The organism is Candidatus Binatia bacterium (assembly GCA_026415395.1).
Taxonomy (GTDB): domain Bacteria; phylum Desulfobacterota; class Binatia; order HRBIN30; family HRBIN30; genus HRBIN30.
This window is the reverse complement of record JAOAHD010000018.1, coordinates 32240-48770: the sequence shown is the minus strand read 5'-3', so window position 1 is coordinate 48770 and position 16531 is coordinate 32240. Positions and strand designations below refer to the sequence as shown.

General features: G+C 59.8%; 13 protein-coding genes. 9 read left to right on the top strand and 4 right to left on the bottom strand.

Annotated features, from left to right (window positions below; genetic code table 11):
* Window positions 1-174: 174 nt before the first annotated feature.
* The 3 genes from N3C12_14495 to metF form a co-directional block, all read right to left on the bottom strand.
* A complete protein-coding gene (locus tag N3C12_14495) occupies window positions 175-1449 on the bottom strand; it encodes a TolC family protein (protein MCX8073636.1) in 1275 nt (424 codons plus the stop codon).
* A gap of 520 nt (window positions 1450-1969) precedes the next feature.
* Window positions 1970-2239 (bottom strand): hypothetical protein, encoded by a 270-nt coding sequence (locus N3C12_14490; protein ID MCX8073635.1) that lies wholly within the window; start codon window positions 2237-2239, stop codon window positions 1970-1972.
* A 2-nt stretch (window positions 2240-2241) separates the two neighbouring features.
* Window positions 2242-3114, bottom strand: coding sequence for a methylenetetrahydrofolate reductase [NAD(P)H] (gene metF / locus N3C12_14485; GenBank protein ID MCX8073634.1), 873 nt, complete (start codon window positions 3112-3114; stop codon window positions 2242-2244).
* Window positions 3115-3554: 440 nt separating this feature from the next.
* Here metF and N3C12_14480 point away from each other — a divergent pair, with 440 nt between their 5' ends.
* Complete coding sequence (locus tag N3C12_14480; protein MCX8073633.1) at window positions 3555-5969, top strand: Rne/Rng family ribonuclease; 2415 nt, start codon at window positions 3555-3557, stop codon at window positions 5967-5969.
* A 126-nt stretch (window positions 5970-6095) separates the two neighbouring features.
* Here the strand turns inward: N3C12_14480 and N3C12_14475 are convergent, their stop codons facing one another.
* Entirely contained in the window at window positions 6096-6875 is a 780-nt protein-coding gene (locus N3C12_14475) for a hypothetical protein (GenBank protein ID MCX8073632.1), read from the bottom strand.
* Window positions 6876-7204: 329 nt separating this feature from the next.
* Between N3C12_14475 and alaC the strand changes: the two genes are divergently transcribed.
* From alaC to N3C12_14435, 8 genes are all read left to right on the top strand, one after another.
* Complete coding sequence (gene alaC, locus N3C12_14470; GenBank protein ID MCX8073631.1) at window positions 7205-8410, top strand: alanine transaminase; 1206 nt, start codon at window positions 7205-7207, stop codon at window positions 8408-8410.
* 60 nt (window positions 8411-8470) lie between these two features.
* The gene (locus N3C12_14465; protein MCX8073630.1) at window positions 8471-9796 is read left to right on the top strand and encodes a homoserine dehydrogenase; all 1326 of its coding nucleotides are present in this window, start codon (window positions 8471-8473) and stop codon (window positions 9794-9796) included.
* Window positions 9793-12378, top strand: a complete 2586-nt coding sequence (locus tag N3C12_14460) for a hypothetical protein (protein ID MCX8073629.1) — start codon at window positions 9793-9795, stop codon at window positions 12376-12378. The genes N3C12_14465 and N3C12_14460 overlap by 4 nt, the downstream gene beginning before the upstream one ends.
* 61 nt (window positions 12379-12439) lie before the next feature.
* A complete protein-coding gene (gene glpX / locus N3C12_14455; GenBank protein ID MCX8073628.1) occupies window positions 12440-13393 on the top strand; it encodes a class II fructose-bisphosphatase in 954 nt (317 codons plus the stop codon).
* A 2-nt stretch (window positions 13394-13395) separates the two neighbouring features.
* The gene (locus N3C12_14450) at window positions 13396-14172 is read left to right on the top strand and encodes an enoyl-CoA hydratase-related protein (protein ID MCX8073627.1); all 777 of its coding nucleotides are present in this window, start codon (window positions 13396-13398) and stop codon (window positions 14170-14172) included.
* A gap of 15 nt (window positions 14173-14187) precedes the next feature.
* A complete protein-coding gene (locus tag N3C12_14445; GenBank protein ID MCX8073626.1) occupies window positions 14188-14433 on the top strand; it encodes a DUF2007 domain-containing protein in 246 nt (81 codons plus the stop codon).
* Window positions 14426-16066 (top strand): methylmalonyl-CoA mutase family protein, encoded by a 1641-nt coding sequence (locus N3C12_14440; protein ID MCX8073625.1) that lies wholly within the window; start codon window positions 14426-14428, stop codon window positions 16064-16066. Before N3C12_14445 ends, N3C12_14440 begins: the two co-directional genes overlap by 8 nt.
* Window positions 16067-16114: 48 nt before the next feature.
* Window positions 16115-16528 (top strand): cobalamin B12-binding domain-containing protein, encoded by a 414-nt coding sequence (locus tag N3C12_14435; GenBank protein MCX8073624.1) that lies wholly within the window; start codon window positions 16115-16117, stop codon window positions 16526-16528.
* Window positions 16529-16531 lie beyond the last annotated feature (3 nt).

Below are 16531 nucleotides of genomic sequence, written 5' to 3'. Positions count from 1 at the left end.
GTTGCCCGCGTTGCGGATTGCTCTCCGGCGGCACTTGACGTGAACACCGAACAGGCACCGAGCCAGGCGGTCGAGAACCGACGGGAGATATCGTTGGGCTATCACGCCGGGTGTGTTCGCCGCGCGTTGCTCGAGAAGGGGGCTGCTCCACCGGTGGGGGGACGATCGAGTTTCTCAAGGGCCCGGGGAGGGGCCAGGGTGGCTTTGCTCCCCGGCAAGGTCACCTCCGACAGCTCGTTCTAGTTCCGCACCAGCGAGGTGCAGCTTTTGTAGCGCTTCTGCAAAATCCTTTCGTAGTTCGAGCGCGTCAAGCTTCTGTGCGAGCCATTCCGAGCGATTCGCCTCGTCTCTTTGGAGCAGGCGTTCTTGAAGGCGAACGTTTTCCTCCGCCAAAGGGAGCAACTGCTCGGTGAACAGGCGGACTTCGCGCGCGGCGGAGATGTAAGCTCGATAAGCTTGCTGTACGTCACGTTCGACGCTGCGTTCCAGGTCTTCCATTTGCAGCGCGATCTTTTGGCGTTGCGCAACCGCTTCTTGAATGTCTGCTTCCTTGGTTTGAAACAGCGGCAGACTCAACCCGACATCCCCGCCGCCAAAGTCGCTACTATCGAAGCGCGAATAGGATGCAGACAACGTCACGTTGGGAACACGCTCCCGTCGGTATACCTCAATTTGCGCGTCGGCAGCGGCCAGGGCTTCTTTAAATGCCTGGAGATCGGCCCGTTGAGCCTTAGCTTGGTTAACCAGAATATTGACCGCTGGCAGAAGGCGAATGTCGGCGCTGAGTTGGCCTTCGAGCTCAACTTCTTGCGACCAATCAAGTGCCAGCAATCGCCGAAGGGCGTCCAGTTCCGCCTCCCGCTCCTCCTCTGTCGACCACAGCTCACGCTCGTAGCGGGCCATCTGTAAGGCTGCGTTGTTCTGGTCGATCCGTTCGCTCAACGTGGCGCGCTCCACCGTAGCGAGCTCTCTCAGTTTGCGCGCAACCTCCAGTTGCTCGCGAATCACCTCGCGCCGCTGGTCGCAGCTCAGAACCTTCGTGAACGCGGTTTTCACATCGGCAGCCAACGCTATGCGCTTTTGGGCCAGGTTCCAACTTTCCTGTTGCAGATTGTGCTGAGCGGCACGTAGCCGCGCAGCACGCTGGCCTGCAACCTCGACCTCCTGAGAAAGGAAGACAAACACGTTGGGGCGACCCCCGGTTTCCGCGCGCCGGGAAGCACCGAGGCTAAGGTAGGGGTTGCTTGGGAAGCGGGCGGCAGAGCGTCGTAGAGCGGCTTGCGCAATGTCCAGCTGCTTTGAGTCGGCCGCCAGGTCGGAGTTCACCTGCAGAGCGCGTTGAATCGCAGCGTCAACAGTGAGGCGCACCGGCTCGGCGGATAGCTCGGGTGTCAGCATCCAGAACAGAGCAACGAGCAACGCGGCAGGTATGAAGCGACTGGCAATCATCCTTACTCCCTTGGCAAGCGCAACGCTACTTAAGCGGGTTGAGAAGGGGAAGACGAAAGCAGCGCGAGAGGCAAAAAAAAGCGCGCGGCTTCCACCGCGCGCTTTTTGTAAGAGCTCAACAGCAATGGGCAGAAACTACTTGTGGGGTTTATGAGGCTTATGGGGCTTGTGCGGGCGGAGGACTGTGGGGGGACGAACTGGCTTCTCGGGCCGCTCGGGTTGCACATGAGGCTTGTGCGGCTTATGGGGCTTGTGCGGCTTGTGCTGTGCTTCCAGCGGAAGAGCAATGAGTGCGAGTGCTGCCGCTGCCGTGATTGCCGTGCTAACTGGCGCGATCCATCCCATTTTCTTGAATTTCATACTCCCTCCCCTCGTAAGGCCCAACCGGACCATTTGGTGTTTCAAGTGCGCTCTACCATCAGTGACGAACTTGTTACCTGATTCCTTGCAACTTTGTCAAGTAGAATGCACCAACCGGCGAAAATTTTCGCCCATGGCTACCCCATTTTTTCTACGTTAGTCAAGCACTCGTCAGCCTTGTCCGGCTAGGGTCTTCCCCGGTGAGGGTTGTTGCGTCGAACTCAACCTCCTCCACCCAAACCAGGTGCGCTCCGCAAAGCAAGCAAAGTGCATCCAGGTACGTCACTCCCCCAACACTTCCGAGGGGAAAACGTTGCGTATGCAAGGTTCCATGAACGTCATGGCAGCGATGCGTGACAAGTCGGCCGGCTCCTTTGACCGGTTCCCTTTTGGGATCGTCCAGCGGTTTATAGGTAATGATGACCGGCACGATCAGATCCTGGAGCGGAGATGTTCCACGATCGCACGCGTCGCCGGTGACTGGTTGAGCGTATAGAAGTGAATACCCGGCACACCCGCTTCGAGGAGTGCTTCACACTGGGCGATCGCATGCTCGATCCCAATGGCTCGCACTGCGCGATCGTCGTCGCGTACTGCATCCAAGCGGGAGCGGAGCCCCGCCGGGATGCTGGCCCCGCAGAGTTGTGTGAATCGCTCGATTTGGCTCACGTTGGTGATCGGCATGATTCCCGGAATGATGGGCACGCGAATGCCTGCAGCTCGCGCACGGTCTTGAAAGCGGAAGAAGAATTCATTGTCGAAGAAGAGTTGAGTTATCAGGAAATCGACCCCGGCAGCAACCTTCCGTTCGAGGTAAAAGAGGTCTGTGTCCAAGTCAGGTGCCTCGATGTGGCCTTCGGGGTATGCTGCTCCGCCAAGACAAAAAGAGAAGCCTTGGTCGCGAATAAAGCGGACGAGCTCGGATGCGTGTGCAAAGCCGTTCACCGGCGGCTCAAAACGAGGTGCGTCGCGCGGGGGATCTCCACGTAAGGCCAGAACGTTCTCGATTCCCAATGCCTGGATGCGGTGCAAAATTTCCCCAATCTCCCCGCGGCTTGCTCCAACGCAGGTCAAGTGCGCGACAGCCTCGATCCCCATCTCGTGCTTGATCCGGCTGACCCACTCCAGCGTCTTTTCTCTCGTGCTACCACCGGCACCGTAGGTAACCGAGACAAACCCCGGTCGCAGCGGGCGAAGGGCCGCGATCGTTTTGAAGAGCACTTCTTCTCCCTGTGGTGTCTTGGGCGGAAAAAACTCAAAAGAGAATACCGGTCGAGCCCCGTTCAGCAGTTCGCAGACACGCATCGAATTCCCAAACTAGTGGAAATCAGCGTTGCACAGCAATGCACGTGGTGTAGCTTGGAGTCACTCCACCTTGAAGGAAGGAATATCGTGAATTTGGCCTTGACTAAGCCAAGCTAGTTTCGCGATGCATGGGGCATGCGCTGGAGGGGTGGAAGGATGCAAGGCCCGCGAGGTGAACTGTTACCGACAACGCGGACCCGGTAAACTCTTTGAGCAGAATGTATCCAAGACTGGGGTGAGGACGGGAAGCTTGTGTGTGCGGGTGGACATCGGATCGGATAAGCTCCGGCTTTGCAGCCCTGTGACGGTTGTTCCAGGAGCGCGCGAAAGCCACGGTTCAAAGCCAGTAACGTTTACACCGGTGAGATGCCCACGCTACCTTAGTTGTTGTAACGTCCGTGAGCGTTGTGGATTCGTGATCAGGAGGAACAAGATTTTTCATGGCCAAAGTCATGTTGATCAACGTCACCCACGCGGAAGAAAGCCGTGTGGCCATCGTGGCAGACGGGACGTTGGTTTCGTTCGAGATTGAGTCGTGTAATCGAGAGCACCTGAAAGGCAACATCTACAAAGGTCTAGTGCAACGAGTGCAGCCCGGGTTAGAGGCGGCATTCGTTGATATTGGAGCAGAGCGCAATGCATTTTTGCCTCTAGATGAGATTTGCTTTAGGCACCTCCCCCAGCCCCTGCGCCTTGCGACGAATGGGGAACGACGCCGCCCACGGATTCAAGAGCTGCTGAAGCCTGGGGATGAGCTGCTGGTGCAAATTGTGAAGGAGCAGTTCGGCAGCAAGCCGCCAACGCTCACCACGTTTTACTCGCTGCCCGGCAGGTTTCTGGTACTCCTGCCTGGCTCGGACGAATCCGGAATTTCCCGCCGGATCGAAGGGGCGGACCGGGTGCGCGTTCGGGAACTGATTGACAAACTGCACCCGCCAGAAGGCTTCGGCATCATCGTGCGCACGGTGGTCGGCTTCGACCCCGGCCTAGCTGACCTGCAGCGTGATCTCACATACCTCTTGCGCTTGTGGGAAAGCATCCAGCAGGCGGCGGCACAAACGAAAGCACCCTCCTTGGTGTACCGGGAGCACGATCTCGTATTGCGCAACATCCGCGACTACTTCACCCCGGACATTGACGAGATTTATGTCGACAACGAGGAGGTGTTCGAGCGGGCGCGAAAATTCTTGCGCGACGTACTGCCGGAGAAAGAAGGGGCCTTGCGTCTGTACCAGGGGGACAAGCCGATTTTCTCGTACTTCAACATCGAGTCCCAAATCGAGTCGATTTACAAGCGGCGGGTGCCGCTTAAATCTGGCGGGTACATCGTGATCGATGGCACTGAAGCGCTGACCGCGATCGACGTAAACTCCGGGCGATCGGTGCGGGGCGCCAATCAGGAGGAAACTGCTTTCCGAACGAATCTCGAGGCTGCCGTGGAGATCGCTCGCCAGCTCCGCTTGCGCGACCTCGGTGGTTTAATCGTGATTGATTTTATTGACATGCGCAATCCGCAGCACATCACCGAGGTAGAGAAGGCTCTCCGAACAGCGATGTTTGAAGACAAGGCGCGGCATGAAGTCGGGCGGATCTCGCACTTCGGCCTTCTCGAAGTTTCCCGGCAGCGGCTTCGCCCGGCGGCCACCGCAACGACCTACGTGACGTGTCCGATGTGCGACGGTTATGGACTCGTGCGCACGGTGGAATCTGCGGCATTAGTGGCCCTACGTAAAGTGCATAATCGGGTGGCCCAAGCAGACGTCGGTTCGTTACGCGTCGCAGTGCCAGCCGACGTGGCTTTGTACCTTTTGAACCAGAAGCGCGAGGATCTGGCACAGTTGGAGCGCCGCTACAACGTGAAGATCGTGGTCGCCCCTAAGACAGATCTGATGCCTCATCAGTGCGAAATCGAGGTCAAACCTCGGGCAGCGGTGCCAGCAGTGGATGCTGGCAGCGGGTTGCGACCGGGAGGAGTTACGCTCGAGGTCGCAAACGCTCCGATGGGGAGTGCTGGGGCGGATGGCAACATACCCACGGCGATCGAAGGAGGGGGTTCGACTTCGGAGCCTCGCACCGATGCCGTCGCCGAAGCACCGGTGATAGCGGCATCCGGCTCGGTAGGGGCTGATGCAACGCGCCAAGCCAAGCGCCGGAGGAGGCGTGGTCGCCGTCGCGGTAAGGGTCGTCTTGCGGCTGCTGCCATTCAAGAGGGCCTGAGCGTATTCGCTGCCCACGTCTCGGCCCCTTTGGGAGAAGCGACGGATCACTTCACAGAGGGGAAGGCGCTGCAGGAGGCTGAGGAGAGCGGCGAGGCGTCTAGGGCTACGGAGGAGGCTGTCGAGTCTCGAGCCGATGGTTTCGGCTTTCCTGCAACAGAAGAAGTTGTGGAACATGAGACCTCCGCTTCAGCGCAAGTGCCTTCAGACGCCGGAGCCGAGCGGATCGTGGCGGTTGGCGACGAAACGCCAGAGGATCTTGCGGTTCGTGGACCAATCTCGGGCAGTGCAGAAGAAGAGGAAAGAGCGCCGTTGGCGGCAGATTCTTCTGATGATGCCACGAGTGCTGGAGCTGAAGAGCTGACGCCTCCCAGCGAGGCTGCTGTGGATCAGCCCGCCACGAGCGGTAGGCGACGAGCTCGCAAAGCGCCGACCAAAGAAACGAGGGCTCGCCGTACCACGAAGAAAGGAGAGCGTGTTACAAAGGTGCCTCGCCGGACGAGCCCCGCAGGAGTCGAAACAGCTACAGGGGCCCCGGGGAAAAAGACGGCGGGTGCGAAGAAGGGCGAGGAAAAGAAAAGCTCGAGCCGGGGGCGAAGGAAGAAGCAACTGGTCGAGCACCCGGAACCGGATTCATAGAAGCGAATCCGGCGCTCTGAGCTGGTATTCTCTGCGCTGAACCAGACTCTATCGCGCGTTACTCGGGACTAACGCGCGGCTTGCAGCTAACTAGCGGAGCATAGCGCGCCAGTCAGAGCGGGCTCTTCAGAATGTCGGACCGTTGTTGTGGCAGAGGAACCCGTCGCGTGGCTTAGGTTGGCAAACAATCTGTTCGTCTACGCCGTCGTCGCCCACGCTAAAGCACATTTGATAGACGACGCTGAAGTAGCCAGGGGGGAAGTTCGGGTTATTGAACTGCACCTGAAACGTGTACCCTGGTCCAACCTCTTTAGGGGCAAGCCGCACCCAACCGTCAGCCGTTTCGGCGATCCAACCGTTACCATCTCGGCGGAACTCCAATCGAGGCATCTGCACAACCACGATTCCATCTTTATCGGTGAGCGAAAACGAACCGATCTCGGTATCAGGAAAGATTCCATTGGAGCGGCGGTGCAAGCGAATTTCGCTTGGTTTCGTCGTGATCACCGGTGCGGACGACGGGTATTTGTAATAAAGCTGGCCGAGCTTGTTGCCTGTGGGGCAAGCCGGTGGGCGCGGACAAGTCACGGGAATTCCAGGGCACTCTTGGTTCCCAACGATCATCGTTGGCGTGGCCGTCGGAGATGGAGTGGCATTACCTTGCGGGATGTCGGGCGTCGCGGTGGGTGAAGGCGGTACGATGATGGTTTGGCGCGGGCCGGGAATCCGTGTTGGCCGTGGCACGCGGGTTGGACGGGGTTTGGGCGTGGGTCTCGGCGGTCTTTGCACCTTGCTCTGAGCTTCTGACGGCGAGGGCGTGGAAACAAACATGACTGCTGTGAGGGAGACCATGGCCACAAGCCCGGCGAGCATGAACGCGTTGCGCGCCAATCCCAATATCGTCATGTGCACCTCCGAGCACTTTACATCTTCACCATCGACTTCGCTGTGTTAGCCGCTTACCGAGCTCCCTGACATATTGCAATACGGAAGTCAGCAGTGCGTGAATCTTGTGAGTGTAACCCATCCGCGCACGGTGCTTGTGGAAAAAAGCGGTGGTGCGAATGCAGGGCGCGGCCGCGTCCGCCCCGCGTGACGGGGACAAAGGATGCTCAGCTGAGTCAACGGTCTCTAGAATGCAGCAACAACCGCATTGTTTGCGCTGTAGATTGGATTGATTTAATGGTGGTGGAATTTCTCTTGGCCATGCCGGTCGGTGAGGAGCGGAAAGCAGCATGGAATGCGACTTCCCACGCGTAAGACGACTGCCTCCCTACGTATTCAACATTATAGGGGATTTAAAACAGCAAGCACGCCGTGCAGGAGAGGACATCATCGACTTCGGTATGGGGAACCCTGATGGACCCACGCCCCCGCACGTCGTGGCGAAACTGATCGAGGCGGCCGGCAAGCCGGTGAATCATCGTTACAGCGTATCGCGCGGAATCTTCAAACTGCGCGAGGCTATCACGAGTTGGTACCGCCGCCGGTTTGGCGTGGAGTTAGATCCTGAGACAGAGGCAATCGTGACCATTGGCTCCAAGGAAGGTCTGGGTCACCTCGCTTTGGCGGTACTTGGCCCCGGCGACGTTGTGTTGTGCCCCAGCCCGACGTACCCCATCCACCAGTACTCGGTCATCATTGCTGGTGGTGATGTGCGTCCTGTGCCTCTGCTACCGGGGCAGGATTTTTTGGCAGAGTTGTTTCGTGTTGCGAGGGGCTGTCGGCCTCGCCCGAAGATGCTGGTGCTGAACTTCCCTCACAATCCGACGACCGCCGTCGTCGACTTGAAATTCTTCGAACAAGTGGTGGCTTTTGCCCGCGAGCAAGAGCTCCTGGTGGTGCACGACCTGGCTTACGCCGATCTCTGCTTTGATGGGTTTCGAGCGCCCAGCATCTTGCAGGTTCCGGGCGCGAAAGAGCTCGCGGTAGAGTTTTTCACCCTATCGAAGAGCTACAACATGCCGGGCTGGCGAGTTGGCTTCGCGGTCGGCAACGCGGCGATGGTGCACGCCTTGGGTCGGCTCAAGAGTTATCTGGATTACGGGATGTTCCAGCCGATTCAGATTGCCGCCATTCACGCCTTGAATGGTCCACAGGAATGGGTGGAAGAGATTCGCCTCCGATACGAGTCGCGGCGCAACGTTCTGGTAGAGGGTTTAAACCGTCTTGGTTGGCCCGTGGAACGGCCCAAGGCGACGATGTTTGTGTGGGCCCCGATCCCCTCGCAGTTTGCTCACCTCGGCTCGCTAGAGTTTGCGAAGTTCCTCCTGCGGGAGGCGAAAGTGGCTGTTTCGCCGGGGATTGGCTTTGGCGAGTATGGCGATGGGTTTGTGCGCTTTGCCCTGATCGAGAACGAGCATCGCATCCGGCAGGCAGTACGGGGAATCCGGCGCGCGTTCGAACGAGCGGGGCAAGGGCAAGTCCGAGGAATTGCTTGACTGCGGGCGGTCTCGACGGCCAGGCCCGCAGTGTGGGACGCAGCCGGGGGAGTTGGTGAGATGCAGAAGCTTATCGGCGTCGGCGTCATCGGGTTCGGAACGATCGGGACGGGGGTGGTGCGGCTCTTATTGGCGCACGAGAAAGCTCTCCGCGCCCGCGTGGGCGTGCCCTTGCGCCTCGTGCGCATTGCGGACGTAGACTTGGAGCGCGACCGAGGGGTGGACGTGCCGCGGGAGTTGCTGACGCGTGATGCGCGGCAGCTCATCGCGGCGCCGGAGGTGGACATCGTTGTGGAGCTCGTTGGAGGATATGAACCAGCAAGAACGTTTGTGCTGGAGTCCCTGCGCAGGGGCAAATGCGTCGTGACCGCCAACAAGGCGCTGTTGGCGGTGCACGGTCAGGAGATCTTTTCCGAGGCCGAGCGGGCGCGGGTTCGGTTGGGCTTCGAAGCCAGCATTGGTGGAGGAATTCCTATCGTACGCACCCTGCGCGAGGCTTTAGTGGGAGACCGAGTGCAGGCGATTTACGGCATTGTCAACGGCACCTCGAACTACATCCTCAGCGAAATGAGCCGCGCGGGAGCCGCCTTCGCTGACGTGCTGGAGCACGCTCAAAGGGAAGGACTGGCCGAAGCAGATCCGAGCTATGACGTAGACGGCATCGACGCCGCACACAAATTATGCCTGTTAATTCAGCTTGCGTTTGGGCAACGTGTCCCGTTCTCACGCATCCCTGTGCAAGGAATTCGGGAAGTTACCCCTCTTGACATCCAGTATGCCCGCGAGCTCGGCTACGCGATTAAACTACTTGCAATTGCCAAAGTTCGTGGCACACAGGTGGAGGCGAGGGTGGCGCCCACGATGATTCCGCAAAGGCATGTGTTGTCTGACGTAAACGGGGCGTACAACGGCATCGTCGTGCAAGGAGAGGCCTTGGGACAAACCTTTTACTATGGGCTTGGAGCCGGCATGATGCCAACAGCAACGGCCGTGCTCGCCGACATTGTCGACGCGGCTCGTTTTCGCCTGGCACCTGATGCCAGCGGATTCCACCCGCTGGGCTACCCGGTTCAACGCCAAAGAGAAGGGCGGCTGGTTGCACCCGAGTCGGTGGAGTCGGAATTTTACTTGCGGCTGTCGCTGGCGGACCGCCCTGGGGTTTTGGCCAAGATTGCGGGTATCTTGGGACGGGAAAAAGTCTCGATTGCTGCCATGGTGCAGCGTGGGCGTCATAACAATGGCTGGGTTCCCGTGGTGATGCGTACCCATCGGGCAACTGCGGGCCAGTTGCGCCGCGCCTTGCAGCAAATGGGGCGCACACAAGTTGTGAACGGAAAGCCCATGGTATTGCCGATCGAGGAAGGGCTAGGGAAGGAAACCGCGTGACTTGGGGGCAAGCGAAAGTGCTGCACCGGTGGCTTGCCGGAGTGTGGAACCTCGGAAGCCTACGCGCTTTTGTGGTGGAAGTGGTGCGCAGGCTTGTTGGTCTCCAAGCAGCGGGGCAGCTCCGGGTCTGGCAACTCGGTTGTGTGTACCTCGCCGCTTCTGCAGTCCTCCTACCAAGCACTGCGGCTGCGATCCCTGCGTGTACGGCGAATGAGATTATTGCTCAGGAACCCAATTGCGGTCCGACGGGGAACTGCGTGATCACGAAGGCGTACGAGGTGCCGTCGGCGGCACCTTGTGTGTTTAATTTTAGTGGGAGAAATGTCTCGCTGGCGAGTACGAGTCGCATTACCGTAGGTTCTGGCGACCTGACCATCCAGGCGGCGAACTTTACGATGGCGCCGGGTGCTCTTATTGACGCGCAGGGAACGGGCACATCGGGACGGTCGGCCAACGGAGGCACCGTCCGCATCTTTAGTTCGGGAACGGTGGACATCCAAGGAGTGTCCGGAAACCGTTCGCGCATCGATGCCTCAGCAAACAACGCCGCGGGAACCATTCGCATCGAAGCCACTGGCAACGTGACCTTGAATGGGCGGCTGCTCGCTACCAATTTGCGCTCCACTGCCGATGGCGGGAGTGTAACCGTGATCTCTGGCGGTAATCTGTCTACGAGTGCGACGCCGATCACAGAGATCCTTGTGACGGGGGGCAGCCAAGCGATCCGCGGTGGGGGGCAAATTGACTTGCAAGCGCGGGGCGACGTCACGCTTGCTACCAACACGTCAATCGACATCCGCGGTAGTAATGGCGGCACGCTCGATGTGTCGGCCGGCGGAAACATCACCTTCAGCGGGGCTGCTGCCAGCAGTACTGGTGAGGCCGGCAGCGGGGGGACGATTACGATCTCTGCGGGCCGCCGGGTGGTGATTGCAGGTGTGATCACGGGTAACGGTGGGACGGCAGACCCCACTGCAGGAGGCGAGGGCGGATCGCTCTCAATCGAGACCCTCTTGGGGGACGTGGTGATCCGAGCGAATCTTCGTTTCGAGGGTTCCGATCCCGATGGGGATGGAGGGGATATCGACATTGATGCCAACGGTGACATTCAAATTGCCAGTGGCGTAACAGTATCCACCCGCAGCGATGGATCCCTGGGGGTCGGAGGCACAGTTGCCCTAACCGCGGCACGAGATATTGTGACCTCGACGCAGTCGGCACCGGCGATCGACGTCAGTGGCGGGGGTGGTGGAGGAGGGTTAGACATCGTGGCCGGCCGCAATATTGTGCTGAATGCGCCCATCGACGTTAGCGGTCGGGCAGCAGGAGGAGTGGGCGGCGACGTTTCCATTGTCGCGGGGGACTTCGGTAACGGCAATCTAACCATCGCCAATACGGTCGACGTGAGCGGTGGCCCTTGTAGTACAGAGGCCGGTTGCGGCGAAGGAGGCACGACGGATGTGGAAGCTTGTACGCTCACGGTCGCCGCGAATGGGCGGATGAATGGTAATGCCCCGGACGCGGGCGGCTTCCATCGATTGACCGGGCGCCAACAGGTTCAAGTCAGCGGGTCCGTGACCGCACTGGCGACAACGGGCGCTGGTACGAACGGCAGTGTCGGAATCTTCTTCCCGAACACGACGTCACCGGTCTTGTCGGCTAACGCCGTGCGGCCCACGCCTTCGCTAAACCCGCGGCCGCTGTGTACGAACTTGGAGGCCGCCGAGGACTGCCTGGTGCCGTGCACGACTTGTGGCAATGGAGTGATCGAGTTTCCTGAAGAGTGCGATGACCGCAACAGTTTGAACTGTGATGGTTGTAGCTCGGCATGCCGGTTTGAAAGCTGCCCGCCAGCAGAATTCTGCGCGGGTGGCGTCGCATGCGACCCTCAAGTTGGCTGCGCGATTTGCCCCGATGCTCCCACGCCAACGCCAACCAACACACGAACACCAACGCATACCCGGACGATGACGCCTTCCCCTACCGTTACCGCTACTCCTCCGGTGACAAGCACGCCGACCCCGAGTGCAAGCGTAACGGCCACCTCTTCACATTCGCCGACGCCTTCAGCCACGCCGAGCCGCAGTGCAAGCCCGACCCACGCAGTCACAGCCACCCCGACCAACACGAGTACCGCTAGCCCCACGGGTACGGCCACGGTTACGCCAACGGCAACGCCAACGGCTAGCGCAACCGCGAGCGCGACCAGTTCAGCGACAACCACGGCAACGCCGACGAGCACGTATTCAGCTTCACCCACGGCGACAGTGACTCCGAGTCTGACCGCAACCGCAACACCACGGCCGAGTGATACGGCGACCGTGACGCCTAGCCCAAGTGACACTCCCACAGTCACGCCCACGGGGACACCAACGATTCCCGTTTCAACTTGTGTTGGTGACTGTGGGCGTGATGGCGAGGTGACGATCGATGAGCTCGTCCAGATGGTCAATATTGCCCTGGGGACCGCTCCATTGAACCAGTGCCCCGCCGGGGATGGGAATGAAGACGGCGAGATCAGTATCGATGAAATCATTCGCGCCGTAGGCCACGCACTCGGCCTGCAGCCATGTGCTCTCTGAAGGTCGTGCTGGACCGCTGCGCAGCGCTTCGGTAAGTACATCATTTAGGGAGTCAGAAGGGATGGATCGGAACCTGGCGCTGGAGGCGGTCCGTGTAACCGAAGCGGCGGCACTGGCTGCCGCGCGACTGATGGGCCGTGGCGATGTTGCGGGGAGCGACCGGGCTGCCGCCGAGGCGATGCGCAAGGCAATTCGGTCGATTGCTATTCGGGGTCGGGTAGCCGTCGGTGAAGGCGAGCCCGGAGTGGTGGAGGCACTCTACGTGGGCGAGCTCGTGGGTAGCGGCGAGGGCCCGGAAATCGACGTTGCCTTGGACGCGCTCGAGGGAGCATCGATTTGTGCCACCGGCGGCTACAACGCTTTGTCCGTCATCGCCTTCGCCGAACGAGATGGGTTCCTTCGCTGCCCTGAAACACATATGGAAAAGATCGTTGTCGGTCCGGAAGGGCGCGATGTCGTTGACCTGGATCGCTCACCAACCGAGAACCTCAAAGCCTTAGCGGAAGCCAAAGGAGTCTATGTCGCTGATCTCACGGTGGCCATCCTCGATCGGCCGCGCCATGCCGCCCTGATTGCCGAAGTTCGTAAGGCGGGGGCACGAATCAAACTTTTGCCGGATGGGGACGTAGCCGCCGGAATCGCTACAGTGCGGCCTGAGGCAGGCATCGACATGCTCCTTGGTGTCGGTGGGGCAACTCAGGGTATTCTGACCGCGGCGGCAATTCGCTGCGCCGGGGGAGGGATGCAGGCGCGGTTGCGGCCACGAAACGAAGAAGAGGTCCGTCGTTGTCACGCGCTGGGTATTGAGGACATCGGGCGGAAATACACGGCCGACGAGATGGCGAGCGGGAGTGTCATGTTTGCCGCCACCGGCGTGACAAATGGAGATTTACTGCGGGGTGTTCGGTTTTTTCGCGGGGGCGCCACAACGAACTCCCTGGTTATGCGGTCGCGCACGCATACGGTTCGCTACATCGAGGCCATCCATCGGTTCGACTTCAAGCCGGAGTATTAGCGATGCGAGAAGACGGCTCGGTTCGATGGGAATTGCGGGAGAGTGTGGGTTGGGTCACGGTCGATCGCCCCAAGGCCTTAAACGCCCTGAGTGCGAAGGTGCTGGAGGAATTGAGCCGTGCGTTGGATGAACTCCACCGCCAGTCTGTCCGCTGTTTGGTATTTCGCGGAGCAGGAGAGCGCGCTTTTGTAGCCGGAGCCGACATCGCGGAAATGGAAAAAATGACGCCCGTGGAGGCGCGTGCCTTTGCCCGCCTGGGTCAACGGCTGTTCCAACGGGTGGAGGAATACCCGGCGCCAGTCATTGCCGCAGTGCGTGGCTATGCTTTGGGGGGGGGACTCGAATTGGCGTTGGCGTGCGATCTTATCGTTGCGAGTGAGGATGTTCAGTTCGGCCAGCCGGAGATCAACCTGGGCATCATCCCTGGGTTCGGGGGCACCCAGCGATTGATCCGCCGGGTGGGTCCTGGGATGGCCCGCTACCTGATTTTTACCGGGGCACGAATCTCGGCATCCGAGGCGAGCCGAATTGGCTTGGTTGACCGAGTAGTAAACGTCGCCGAGTTCGACAACGCAGTGGCAGCCTTGGCACGAGAATTGGCTTGCAAGCCGCAGTTTGCCTTACAGCAAGCGAAAGCGGCGTTGCGTGCCGCCTGGAACACGGACATCGTTACCGGATGCGACCGGGAGGCGGATGCGTTCGGGCTCACGTTTGCGCATCCGGACCGCAGCGAAGGCATGCGCGCGTTCCGCGAGAAGCGAGCGGCAAAGTTCGGCTGAAAGGTGGGAGAGCTTGTGTCCTGGGAGGTGTGTTTCGGAACGCCGATCGAAGCGGAAGCCCATTTGGTCAAGGGGTTCTTGGAACATCAGGGTATTCCGTGCGTGCTGGTTAACCACCGCTTCGCCCTACAGCCGCTAACTTTTTGTGCGCTGGGTGAAGTCCGTGTTCTGGTGCCCGAACCGTGGCTAGCGACAGCACGAGCGATGATCGCACGCCGCCAGGCTCGAGAGACGCTCTGGAGGGTAGAGGACCGTGACTAAAACAAAACGCGATTGGCTCGAGCAGAACTACCCGAGGGAAAGAGATCGATTACCGCGCTTCACGACAATCTCGGACACCGCAGTGGAGCCGTTGTACACGCCGGAAGATTTGCCGGATTTCTCTTATGAGCGGGATTTGGGATTTCCCGGCGAGTTCCCGTTTACGCGAGGGGTCTACCCCAGCATGTATCGGGGAAAACTATGGACGATGCGCCAGTTTGCTGGCTACGGGACAGCGGAAGATACTAACGAGCGTTTTCGTTTCTTGTTGGAGCAGGGGCAAACCGGCCTGTCGACTGCGTTCGACATGCCGACCCTCATGGGATACGACGCCGACCACCCACGGGCTCGGGGCGAGGTAGGGCGAGAGGGGGTTGCAGTGTCGAGCATTGCCGACATGGAAGCCCTGTTTGACGGCATCCCGCTCGATCGTGTCACGACATCCATGACTGTGAACTGCACAGCCAGCATTTTGCTGGCGATGTACTTCGCCGTTGCCGAGCGACGAGGAATTCCGCTGTGGAAGCTCGGAGGAACCATTCAAAACGACATGCTCAAGGAGTTCATTGCTCAGAAGGAGTGGATTTGTCCTCCCGAGCCTTCCGTTCGCATCATTGTCGACATGATCGAGTTTTGCACCCGCGAGGCTCCGCGGTGGCACCCCGTCTCGATTTCCGGCTACCACATCCGTGAGGCTGGATCGACGGCGGCGCAGGAGCTCGCCTTTACCCTGGCGGACGGCATCGGCTACGTGCAGGCAGCGCTGGAGCGCGGGCTCGACGTGGACGCGTTCGCACCACGGCTGTCTTTTTTCTTCAACGTCCACAACGACTTTTTTGAGGAAATCGCCAAGTTTCGTGCTGCGCGCCGCATGTGGGCGAAGATTATGCGCGAGCGCTTCGGAGCCAAAAATCCGGAATCTTGGCGACTGCGCACCCACGCCCAAACCGCTGGATGTAGCCTCACAGCGCAGCAGCCACTGAACAACATCGTACGCGTGGCAATTCAGGCACTGGCCGCGGTTTTAGGGGGCACGCAATCGCTGCACACAAATTCGATGGACGAAACTTTGGCATTGCCGAGCGAACAAGCTGTGTTGGTGGCCTTGCGCACCCAACAGATCATCGCCGAGGAAACTGGCGTGGCGAATTTCATCGACCCGCTCGGCGGCAGCTACGCGGTCGAGGCGCTGACGAACCAGATCGAGGCGGAAGCGTGGGACTATATTCGCCGCATCGACGAGCTCGGTGGAATCGTGCGCGCGATCGAGCTGGGCTTTCCTCAGAAAGAAATCTCCGAGGCGGCCTACCGCTACCAGCAGCAATTGGAACGAGGTGAGAAGGTCATGGTGGGTGTGAACAAGTACCAAATTCGTGAGGAGGCGCCCATCGAGGTGTTGCGGATCCCGCCAGAGGTCGAAAAGAAGCAGGTCCAGAGAGTGCGTGAGCGCAAAGCAGCGCGCGACCGCGCCGTTGTCGCCGCTGCATTGGAAAAGGTGCGTCGGGCGGCGCGTGAGGGGAGCAACCTGATGCCCCCGATTATCGAGGCAGTCAAGCAGGAAGTAACGGTGGGCGAAATTTCCGACGTGTTCCGCGAAGTGTTCGGTGTGTACCGCGATCCCGCGTACATTTGAGCCCCGGAGTTTGGAAAAAGCAAACCACGAACACCCGCGATGGCGGCAATGAGTGCGACGAAGCGTCCCCTGCGGATTTTGATTGCAAAGCCAGGACTCGACGGACATGATCGCGGCGCCAAAATCATTGCGCGCTTGTTACGAGATGCAGGGTACGAGGTGATTTACACCGGCCTGCACCAGACTCCCGAGATGATCGTTGAGGCCGCGATCCAAGAAGATGTGGACGCCATCGGCTTGAGTGTTCTCTCTGGCGCTCACATGACGTTGTTTGCCGACGTGCTCGATTGCCTCCGTAACCGGGGTGTCGAGGAGATTCCCGTGTTCGGTGGGGGCATCATTCCTCCGGAGGATGCAGCGGAGCTGAAGAGGATGGGGGTCAAGGAAATTTTTACTCCGGGCACCTCCGGGCAAGAGATCCTGAGTTGGATTCGGGAGAATATCCGGCCCCGGAGCGATTGAGGC

What these genes read in the sequence shown, in the direction of transcription:
- alaC (MCX8073631.1), top strand. Translation starts at nt 7,205, where the DNA reads ATGGAATGCGACTTCCCACGCGTAAGACGACTGCCTCCCTACGTATTC.
- N3C12_14480 (MCX8073633.1), top strand. Translation starts at nt 3,555, where the DNA reads ATGGCCAAAGTCATGTTGATCAACGTCACCCACGCGGAAGAAAGCCGT.
- N3C12_14495 (MCX8073636.1), bottom strand. Translation starts at nt 1,449, where the DNA reads ATGATTGCCAGTCGCTTCATACCTGCCGCGTTGCTCGTTGCTCTGTTC.
- N3C12_14465 (MCX8073630.1), top strand. Translation starts at nt 8,471, where the DNA reads ATGCAGAAGCTTATCGGCGTCGGCGTCATCGGGTTCGGAACGATCGGG.
- glpX (MCX8073628.1), top strand. Translation starts at nt 12,440, where the DNA reads ATGGATCGGAACCTGGCGCTGGAGGCGGTCCGTGTAACCGAAGCGGCG.
- N3C12_14475 (MCX8073632.1), bottom strand. Translation starts at nt 6,875, where the DNA reads ATGACGATATTGGGATTGGCGCGCAACGCGTTCATGCTCGCCGGGCTT.
- N3C12_14435 (MCX8073624.1), top strand. Translation starts at nt 16,115, where the DNA reads ATGAGTGCGACGAAGCGTCCCCTGCGGATTTTGATTGCAAAGCCAGGA.
- N3C12_14450 (MCX8073627.1), top strand. Translation starts at nt 13,396, where the DNA reads ATGCGAGAAGACGGCTCGGTTCGATGGGAATTGCGGGAGAGTGTGGGT.
- metF (MCX8073634.1), bottom strand. Translation starts at nt 3,114, where the DNA reads ATGCGTGTCTGCGAACTGCTGAACGGGGCTCGACCGGTATTCTCTTTT.